The organism is Mesorhizobium sp. M2E.F.Ca.ET.209.01.1.1 (assembly GCF_004010375.2).
Classification (GTDB): Bacteria; Pseudomonadota; Alphaproteobacteria; order Rhizobiales; family Rhizobiaceae; genus Mesorhizobium.
In genome coordinates, this window is sequence record NZ_SADP02000071.1 from 1 (window position 1) to 666 (window position 666).

The 666-nt window shown below is 65.9% G+C and carries 1 pseudogene; it reads right to left on the minus strand.

Annotated elements, in window-relative coordinates:
- Positions 1 to 666 (minus strand): annotated as a pseudogene (locus EN852_RS34585) (peptide synthetase); the annotation flags it as partial.

Sequence of the window (666 nt, forward strand, 5' to 3'; positions counted from 1 at the left end):
CGGCGATCCATGCCACCGCTCGCCGGCAGGCACGGCCTGTCCGCGATGCAGCGACGAGGCGTGGCCGAGCTGGGCGCCGTCGCCCATGCGGGTGTCGATGTCGAGCGTCGATCCGACGCCGACAAAGGCGTTGTTGCCGATATTGACCGGCCCGGTATGGATATAGCCCGCCTGCGCGCGGAACCCGAGGATCGTCGAGTCCTTGCGCAGGATCGAGTTGTCGCCGATGGCGATCAGGTCGGTGCAGACCGGAACCGCCCTGCACTCGACGACGGTGCGGCTGCCGAGCCGCGCGCCGAGCAGGCGCAGATAGAGGCTGTAGAGCGGGCTGCCGCGGAACAGCACGACCGGAGCGCTGCGGACCAGCGTCTTCACGATCCAGAAGCGGTAGTAACGCCAGCCCCAGATCGGAAAGGTTTCGGCCTTCCAGCGGCCGACCAGCAGCCATTTGGCGGCGATGGCAAAGCCGCTCAACCCGAAGAACACCCCGGCCGATAGGACGACGCAGCGCATATAGAGAACCGGCGCGTCGTCCAGCGCATCATAGACCCAGTCGAGGCCGTCATTGATCAGCCAGAGCGCGGCATACCAGTAAGCCGCGTAAAAGATCAGCTGGCCGAAGCCCGTGGCCCAGATGGCAAGATTGGAGGCCCGATGCGTCAGCAT